This window comes from Mycobacterium sp. NGS27, assembly GCF_059813005.1.
This window is the reverse complement of record NZ_JCALDT010000055.1, coordinates 1-288: the sequence shown is the minus strand read 5'-3', so window position 1 is coordinate 288 and position 288 is coordinate 1. Positions and strand designations below refer to the sequence as shown.

Annotated in this window: 1 protein-coding gene; it reads left to right on the top strand. The window is 63.5% G+C overall.

Going from position 1 to position 288, the window contains the following annotated elements; translation table 11 throughout:
- Positions 1-288, top strand: a 288-nt coding sequence (locus tag AC5Y30_RS25545; protein ID WP_499922108.1) for a condensation domain-containing protein, incomplete at both ends; no start/stop codon positions are given.

Sequence of the window (288 nt, the reverse complement as noted above, 5' to 3'; positions counted from 1 at the left end):
GCTACACCCGACCACCACCACCACCGACCTCCTCGACCAACTCCAACACGCCCACACCCACACCCTGGATCACCACCACCTGCCCCTGACCGACATCCACCGCCTCACCGGCCACGACCAACTCTTCGACACCTTGCTCGTACTGGAGAACTATCCCGTCGACACCGCCGCCCTCACCGGCCCCGACGACCTGACCATCACCGACTTCACCGGCCGCGAAACCAATCACTATCCCCTGACCGTGCAAGCCATTCCGGGCAGCGAACTGGGTCTGCGCATCGAATACGA